Annotated in this window: 9 protein-coding genes; 3 read left to right on the plus strand and 6 right to left on the minus strand. The window is 65.5% G+C overall.

Going from position 1 to position 8,038, the window contains the following annotated elements:
• Positions 1 to 56: 56 nt before the first annotated feature.
• The gene (locus AC24YW_RS30715) at positions 57 to 1,391 is read left to right on the plus strand and encodes a dihydroorotase (protein WP_487486216.1); all 1,335 of its coding nucleotides are present in this window, start codon (positions 57 to 59) and stop codon (positions 1,389 to 1,391) included.
• 142 nt (positions 1,392 to 1,533) lie between these two features.
• A complete protein-coding gene (locus AC24YW_RS30720) occupies positions 1,534 to 2,403 on the plus strand; it encodes a sulfurtransferase (RefSeq protein WP_487486217.1) in 870 nt (289 codons plus the stop codon).
• A 173-nt stretch (positions 2,404 to 2,576) separates the two neighbouring features.
• On the opposite strand, the gene AC24YW_RS30725 is transcribed toward AC24YW_RS30720, so the two are convergent.
• The 4 genes from AC24YW_RS30725 to AC24YW_RS30740 form a co-directional block, all read right to left on the minus strand.
• Positions 2,577 to 2,843, minus strand: coding sequence for a hypothetical protein (locus tag AC24YW_RS30725; RefSeq protein ID WP_025034564.1), 267 nt, complete (start codon positions 2,841 to 2,843; stop codon positions 2,577 to 2,579).
• Positions 2,844 to 3,124: 281 nt separating this feature from the next.
• Positions 3,125 to 3,502, minus strand: a complete 378-nt coding sequence (locus AC24YW_RS30730; protein WP_487486218.1) for a TIGR02301 family protein — start codon at positions 3,500 to 3,502, stop codon at positions 3,125 to 3,127.
• Positions 3,503 to 3,547: 45 nt separating this feature from the next.
• Positions 3,548 to 3,982, minus strand: a complete 435-nt coding sequence (locus tag AC24YW_RS30735) for an NUDIX hydrolase (protein WP_487486219.1) — start codon at positions 3,980 to 3,982, stop codon at positions 3,548 to 3,550.
• A 9-nt stretch (positions 3,983 to 3,991) separates the two neighbouring features.
• Positions 3,992 to 4,501, minus strand: coding sequence for a hypothetical protein (locus tag AC24YW_RS30740; protein ID WP_487486220.1), 510 nt, complete (start codon positions 4,499 to 4,501; stop codon positions 3,992 to 3,994).
• 63 nt (positions 4,502 to 4,564) lie between these two features.
• On the opposite strand from AC24YW_RS30740, the gene AC24YW_RS30745 reads away from it, so the two are divergent.
• Positions 4,565 to 5,329 carry an SOS response-associated peptidase gene (locus tag AC24YW_RS30745; RefSeq protein WP_487486221.1) on the plus strand — a complete coding sequence of 255 codons (765 nt, stop codon included), beginning with the start codon at positions 4,565 to 4,567 and terminating at the stop codon, positions 5,327 to 5,329.
• Positions 5,330 to 5,440: 111 nt separating this feature from the next.
• Here the strand turns inward: AC24YW_RS30745 and AC24YW_RS30750 are convergent, their stop codons facing one another.
• Together AC24YW_RS30750 and AC24YW_RS30755 are read right to left on the minus strand one after the other, a co-directional pair.
• Positions 5,441 to 6,634 carry a CaiB/BaiF CoA transferase family protein gene (locus tag AC24YW_RS30750; protein ID WP_487486222.1) on the minus strand — a complete coding sequence of 398 codons (1,194 nt, stop codon included), beginning with the start codon at positions 6,632 to 6,634 and terminating at the stop codon, positions 5,441 to 5,443.
• Between the two features lie 133 nt (positions 6,635 to 6,767).
• The gene (locus AC24YW_RS30755; protein ID WP_487486223.1) at positions 6,768 to 7,697 is read right to left on the minus strand and encodes a glycine reductase; all 930 of its coding nucleotides are present in this window, start codon (positions 7,695 to 7,697) and stop codon (positions 6,768 to 6,770) included.
• Between the last annotated feature and the right edge of the window lie 341 nt (positions 7,698 to 8,038).

Genomic DNA, 8,038 nt, shown 5'->3' on the forward strand with positions numbered 1-8,038 from the left:
GCAACGCACAAACGACAAGACCTCGAGCCCTGCGCCTTGAGGATGAGAGAGGCCCCATGACCCAGCGTTTCGATGTGATCCTGAAGGGTGGCACCGTCGTCAACCAGGACGGCGAGGGCGTGCGCGATATCGGCATCAATGGCGGTCGCATCGCCGAGCTCGGTCCGCTGTCGCAGGGCTCGGCCGCCGAGGTGATCGACTGCAAGGGCCTGCACATCCTGCCCGGCGTGATGGACACGCAGGTGCATTTCCGCGAGCCCGGGCTGACGCACAAGGAAGACCTCGAGACCGGCTCGCGCAGCGCCGTGATGGGCGGCGTCACCGCCGTGTTCGAGATGCCCAACACCTCGCCGCTGACCGTGACGGAGGCCGAATTCACCGACAAGGTGAAGCGGGCCCATCACCGCATGCATTGCGATTTCGCGTTCTTCATCGGCGGCACCCGGGAGAACGTCCAGGACCTGCCTGTGCTGGAGCGTGCGCCCGGCTGCGCCGGCGTGAAGGTGTTCATCGGCTCCTCGACCGGTGCGCTCTTGGTCGAGGACGACGAGAGCCTGCGCCGCATCTTCCAGGTGATCCGCCGCCGGGCCGCCTTCCACGCCGAGGACGAATACCGCCTCAACGAGCGCAAATCGCTGCGCATCGAGGGCGATGCACGCTCGCATCCGGTCTGGCGCGACGAGACCGCGGCGCTGATGGCGACGCAGCGCCTGGTCAAGCTCGCGCACGAGACCGGCAAGCGCATCCACGTGCTGCACATCTCGACCAAGGAAGAGATCGAGTTCCTGCGCGACCACAAGGATGTCGCCTCCTGCGAGGCGACGCCGCATCATCTCACCCTGGTCGCGCCGGAATGCTACGAGCGGCTCGGCACGCTGGCGCAGATGAACCCGCCGGTGCGCGGCGCCGATCATCGTGCTGGCATCTGGCGCGGCATCGAGCAGGGCATCATCGACGTGCTCGGCTCCGACCACGCCCCGCATACTCTGGAAGAGAAGCAGAAGACCTATCCGGCTTCGCCTTCGGGCATGACGGGTGTGCAGACGCTGGTGCCTGTTATGCTCGATCACGTCAATGCGGGTCGGCTCTCGCTGGCGCGCTTCGTCGACCTCACCAGTGCCGGCCCTGCGCGCCTCTACAACATGGCCTGCAAGGGCCGCATCGCCGCCGGCTACGACGCCGACTTCACCATCGTCGATCTCAAGCGCAGTGAGACCATTACCAACAAATGGGTGGCCTCCAAGGCCGGCTGGACGCCCTATGACGGCGTTCGCGTCACCGGCTGGCCGGTCGGCACCTTCATCCGCGGCCGCCGCGTGATGTGGCAGGGCGAGTTGGTGACGGCCGGGCAAGGCGAGCCTGTGCGGTTTCTGGAGACGCTGAAGGCGTAGGAGGCGGCAACCTCGTCATTGCGAGGAGCGAAGCGACGACGCAATCCAGAATCGTTCCGTGATGGCAGCCTGGATTGCTTCGCTTCGCTCGCAATGACGAGAGGAGAGGTCTACACTTCCTCTCGAACGAGAGTGCAGCCTGATGTCCCAACCCGCCGCCCTCATCACCACCGAGCAACTCACCGCTCGCCTCGGCGATCCCAATCTCCGCCTCTACGACTGCACGACCTATCTCGAGCCCGCGCCGGAAGGCGGCGCCGTGCCCTATCGCGCGGTGCCCGGTGACAAGACGTTCGCCGCCGGCCACATCCCCGGCGCCGATTTCCTCGATCTGCAAGGCGAGTTCTCCGACACCTCCTCGCAACACTTCTTCATGATGCCTGACGTGGCCCAGCTGGAGGTCGCCTTCGGCCGCCACGGCCTCGATGCGGGCAAGACTATCGTGCTCTACAGCATCGGCACCATGATGTGGGCGACACGGTTCTGGTGGATGCTGCGCGCGCTCGGCGTCGATGCCCACGTGCTCGACGGCGGGTTCGACAAATGGCAGCAGGAGGGGCGGCCGGTCGAGACTGGCGCACCGAAGGGCTATCCGGTGACGGCCTTCAAGGCGGCACCGCGCGCAGGCTGCTTCGTCGACAAGGAGGCCGTGCTTGCGAAGATCGGTGATGGCGCAACCGTCATCGTCAACGCGCTCGGGCCGCAGTTTCATCGCGGCCTCGAGCCGAGCCGCTATGGCCGGCCCGGCCGCGTTCCCGGCAGCGTCAACGTTCCCGCAGCCACGCTCGTGAATGCCGACAAGACGCTGGCGAATCTTGCGGATGCAGAAGCGAAGTTCGCTGCCCAGGGCGTCACGCGCGACAAGAATGTAATTCTTTATTGCGGCGGCGGCATCTCGGCGACGATCGACCTCCTGCTGCTGACGCAGCTCGGCTACGGCAAGCTGACGCTCTACGACGCTTCGATGGGCGAATGGGCGAGGGATCCCTCGCTGCCGATCGAGACTGACTGAGGGCGCGCATTCCCGGCTCTGTCAGGAACATCTCCCGGTCATCGCAAGACTAATGCTTGTCCGCCGGCAACGGCTTCCGTGCGATAAGAGCGGCAGACTTCGCGACGTCTTTCGCAGAGTCATTCATCCGTCAACTGGCCCCGCCCCCGTGGCGGGGTCATTTTCGGGACGACTTACTGCCTGGAGATCCCGACCGAGAATTCGCCGTTGCGAATGCGGCCGGGAAAGCCCTCGACGAACTTCGCCACCGCGTCCTCGCCATAGGTCCCGACGAGCTCCGCGAGGGCGGCAAACAGGCTGGCCTGCGCCAGGCAATCGCCATCGACGCCGTCATGACGCGCCTCGGCCCAGGCCTCGTTGAGATAGCTCAGTGCGGCCTGTTTCTGCTCGTGATCGGGCAGCGGCGCGCGGGCGGGGGCGTAGGAAATCGGCTGGCTCATGCAACTCGGTCAGGGCTGGGGCGCGTCCACGGCGATGCGCTGTGCGAGAGGTGTAGCACGGGCGTTAACGACCGCTAGGCCACATCTTTAAGAACGGTTAACGGCTGTGAACAAAGTCGGTGACAGGTTTCCCGATGGGGCCGTCGCGTCGATCCTCTCTCTCGTCATTCCGGGGCGCGCCGACAGGCGCGAACCCGGAATCCATCAGGCCGCAGAGACGGTGGATGAATGATTCCGGGCTCGCGACTTCGTCGCGCCCCGGAATGACAAGTTGAGAGAACTCAGTTCGCGTAGCGCGCCGTGAGATCGCGCGAGATCTTCGAGCCTTCCTCGATGTAGCGGCGGATCGCCACCATCGCGGCCGGCGTGCAGCTGCGATAGGTCTGCTGAAAACCATTATAGCCGCGGTTGAAGCCGGCGATCATGCGGGTGCGGCGCTCGCCGGAGGGTGTCTCGGCATCGATCAGCGCCTGCATCTCGTTGCGCCATTTGTTGCCCTCGTTGGCCCCGCAGATGCCGCGCAGATAGTGCAGCCCGCCGAGGATCTCGGCCAGCCGCTGCAGTTCGCCGTCAAACGGCGCCGCCCCGTCCTGGGCCCTCGCAGGCAAGGAGGCGCAGGCGAGAATCAGGGCAAAAATGGCCAGAAATCGCGTCGACATCGGCGGCTGTATGCCCCCTCGGGACGGCTGGCGCAAGGCGGGCCGTCAGGTCCCAAGCAGCCGATGAGCGGACAGGATGACGTCCTCCAGCCCACCGGTCAGCTTGAGGTCGGCGAGGCTTGCCAGGGCGCCAGGGGCGATCCAGCGGTAATCGTCGAGCTCGTCGTTCAGCGCCGGCTCCCGGGCGGTCCAGCGCGCGGCAAAGGACATGATCAGATAATGGCCGGCACCGGCCGCGGCCGGCAGCACCTCGCGCCAGCCGGCGAGGCCAATGATCTCGATCCGAAGGCCGGTTTCCTCGTCGACCTCGCGGCTCAGGGCCTGATGCAGCGATTCGCCGAACTCGACCCGGCCGCCCGGCAGCGAATAGAAGCCCTTGGCGGGCGAGCGGGCGCGGCGCACCAGCAGCACCTTGCCGTCGCGGAAGATCGCCGCGCTGACCGCAAGCTGGGGATGGGCGGGCTGAACGATTGCGGCCAATCGCGTCACCTATCGGGTCGAGTTCGCCATGATGGTGTCGACGTCGGCTTCCGCCCCGCCATTGATGATGCCGCCGCAGGCCGCGATCAGCGGCTTGACCCAGAGGGCGGCCTGCTCGGCGAGGCGGACGCGGGTCGAGTCCTTCTCGACCTCACGCATGGCCGAGCCGACCGCGGTCAGGATCGAGGTCATGGTGTCCGTCAAGTGGTCGAATTGGGCACGCACGTTGGGATCGGCTTTCTCATAGGCCTCGATGGCCAAATCCCGTGCCTTGAAATTCGACGCCGTGAAATGCTCGGCATAGGACAGCGGCGTCCAGGTCAGGAAGTCCTCGGCGCATTCCGGCATATCAGGCACCATTTCGAGCAGCATCACGGCTTCATTGAAATGGTTGAGATAGTCGGTGGCAAGCCCGGTTCGCGGATTGATGTTGGCCACGCGCAGCCGTTCGGCCCAGGCGGCCGCCTCGGGGCCCGTCTGTACATGCGTCCGCGCGGGTTGGGTGGCCGTTGAGCTCATCTGCCGCAGTGTTAACGTTCGGGGTTAAAAGGACCTGAACGGACCCTATATAGGCCTCCAAGGATGTGTGGACGCTTCGTCATAACTTCGGCCCCCGCGGCTTTGCGGCAACTGTTCGGGTACGTCGAGCAGCCGAATTTCCCGCCTCGGTACAATGTCGCCCCGACGCAACCGATTCCGGTGGTGCTGCTCGACAACGGCGCGCGCCATTTCCGCCTGATGCGCTGGGGCCTGCTGCCGAGCTGGGTCAAGGATCCCCGCGGGTTCACACTCCTGATCAACGCCCGTTCCGAGACGGTGCTGGAGAAGCCTGCGTTCAAGAACGCGATTCGCCGCCGGCGCGGCCTGATCCCGGCCGATGGTTACTTCGAGTGGAAGACGGAAGCCGGCCGCAAGCAGCCCTTTTTCATCCACCGGGCCGACGGCGAGCCGCTCGGCTTTGCCGCTTTGTTCGAGACCTGGGTCGGGCCGAACGGCGAGGAACTCGACACGGTCGCGATCGTCACCGCTGCGGCGGGCGAGGACCTCGCCGCGCTGCATGACCGCGTGCCCGTCACCATCAGCCCGCGCGACTTCGAGCGCTGGCTCGACAGCAAAGGCGACGAGATCGACGCGATCCTGCCCTTGATGAGGCCCCCGCGCGCCGGCGAATTTGCCTGGCACCCGGTCTCCACCCGCGTCAATCGCGTCGCCAATGACGACGAGCAGCTCGTGCTGCCGATCAGCGCGGATCAGATCGAGGCGGAAGCCGAGGCGGCGAAGCCGAAAAAAGCGGTGCGGAAGACTGCGGCAGCGTCATCAGATGACGGGCAGGGGTCGTTGTTCTAGGCGGCAGTGCCGTAGGGTGGGCAAAGGCGCAACGCGCCGTGCCGACGATCTCTCTCTTCAACACCCGGTGGTGGGCACGCTTCGCTTTGCCCACCCTACGGCAGCGGAATTCTAAACGACGTCCCTGGCCCTCAAACCCGCGATCTCCGCCGCATCGAATCCCAATTCGCCCAGCACCGCATCCGTATCCGCGCCGAGCTCCGGCGCCATGCGATCGAGCCGGCCGCCGCCATGGGCGAGCTTGAAGCCGCTGCCGGCAAAGCGCAGGCGGCCGTATTCGGTGTCCAGCTGCTGGATCGCACCGCGCGCCTTGATTTGGGGATGGTCGATCACCTCCTCGACCTTCCAGATGCTGGCGCAGGGCGCGCCGGCGTCCTCCAAAATCGTCTCCCATTCGCGCGCCGGCCGTTTCGCCAGCGCCTGCTCGATGATGGCGCGCAGCGCGCCCTCGTTCTCATTGCGGGCGAACCAGTCGGCAAAGCGCGGGTCGCTCAGCGTGTCCTCGCGGCCGAGCGCCGCCATCAATGCGCGGTACTGCTTCTCGTTGTTGACGGCGAGCAGGATGTGGCCGTCGCCGCACTTGAACAAATTCGCCGTGGTCCGCCGGCTCACCGCCTGATTGCCCGACAGCTGCTGCCGATGTCCGGCGACCGACCAATCTGCGATCTGGCCCGAGAGAAACGCCAGCGTCGCCTCCAACATGGAGACGTCGATGAGCTGTCCCTTGCCGGTGCGGTCGCGTTGATACAGCGCGCTCGATACACCAAAAGCAGCGGTGGCGCCCGAGAGCACATCGCACACGGCAAAGCCCGCACGCGTCGGCCCCGTCTCGGGGTGGCCGGTGATCGCCATGATGCCCGAGAGCGCCTGCATCTTGCCGTCATAGCCGGGGCGCAGGCGGTCCGGGCCGGTCTGGCCGAATCCCGACACCGCGCAATAGATAAGCTTCGGGTTGATGGCGGACAGCACCTCATAGCCGATGCCGAGCTTGTCCATCACGCCGGGGCGAAAGTTTTCCATGACCACGTCGACGCGGCCTGCGAGCTTCTTCACGATCGCGATCGCCTCCGGCTTCTGCAGATCGAGCGTCAGGCTGCGCTTGTTGCCGTTGACCGCCTGGAATGCAGGCGCCAGACCGCGCTCGGCCCATTCGCGGCTGAGCGGCGTGCGGCGCATGTCCTCGCCCTCCCGCCGCTCGACCTTGATGACGTCCGCGCCGAGCAGCGCGAGCTGGTAGCTCGCATAGGGGCCGGCCAGCACTTGCGTGAAATCCAGGATCTTCACGCCCTCGAACGGTCGCGTCACCTCGCTCTCCCTCGCTTATTGTTGTTGGAGGACGTCAAGCATGATCCGGAAAAGTGCGAAGCGGCTTTCCGGAAAGATCATGCGCAAGAAACAATCTGAAGTGCGATGAGATCCATCCGGATCTCATCGCACGTCAGGCGGCGCGGTTGCCGCGCGCGATCTCCTTCTGCTTGTCGAACTCGGCGCGGCGTCGGGCCAGCTCTTCGGGCGAGAGCTGCGCGACGTTGTTGTAATCGAGCTTCCAGGAGGCGTCCTCGCTCCAGCGCAGCGGCGACTGCATCGTGGTCTGCGGACCGCTCGCGGTCTCCAGCAGCTTCAGCGCGAGCTCGAGCGTCTGCGCCTGCGAGGCGATGTCGTGCGGCTTGCCGGCGGAATTGCCGAGCGGGAAGTCAGAGAACAGGAAGCGCGGCACGGCCGCGTGCTCGATGATGTCCTTGGCGCAGCCCATGATGACGGTGGCAATGCCGTTCCGCTCCAGGTGCCGCGCCACCAGCGCGGTGGTCTGGTGGCAGACCGGGCAGTTCGGCACCAGCACCGCGACATCGACCTTGTCTGCGAGGCAGCGTGCCAGGATCTCCGGCGCGTCGGTGTCGAGCGTGACGCGATGGCTGCGATTGGTCGGCGCGCCGAAGAAGCGCTGGCTCACTTCGCCGATGCGGCCGGCGGCGCTTGCCTTCAATAGCTGCGGCAGCGGAAACCAGGTGCCGCTGTCGGTGGCCGAGGTGTGCTTGCGGTCGTAGCCGATGTGCGAGATGCGCAGATCGTGCTCTTTCGACGTGTCGCCGTCATAGACCTGATAGAATTTTGCGCTGCCGTTGTAGGCCGCGCCGGGCCCCTGATCACCCTTGGCGGGATCGTAGGGGGCCGCCGTCGTAATGATGGTGACGCGCGATTTCGCCAGCGGCTTCTTCAGCGGCTGGAACGGTGCCTCCGTGTAATGCGCCCAGCGATACGGCGTGGTGTAGCCGATCGCAGCGTAATAATCGCGGGTGCGCTGCATGTAGGGAACGGGGGAGTCGTAATCGGGCGCAAAGCCGAATTCGTCGTCGCGCGGAGCGGACATGAGGCGCGTCTCCTGGTTCTTGGTTGGGGGCCAGAGTAGAGATAGTTTTGCCGTTGCTCAACGGGGCAAGGGGACACGCAGGACAGAATTGCAGTCGTGTGGGTAGGCTGTCTTCCCCTCTCGCCTTGTGGGAGAGGGTGGCTCGCCGCAAAGCGGCGAGACGGGTGAGGGGTTTCTACACCAGCGCTCTTGCAAGTGGAGAGAACCCTCATCCGGCGCTTCGCGCCACCTTCTCCCACAAGGGGCCTGTTGCGTAATTCGCCATTTGTGATTCCCTAGGGCAAAGCCTTGGAGGGTAGCGATGGCAGTGAAGCAGACGGGGCAGCCGAGTTTTATTGAGG

Source organism: Bradyrhizobium sp. USDA3516, from assembly GCF_057651995.1.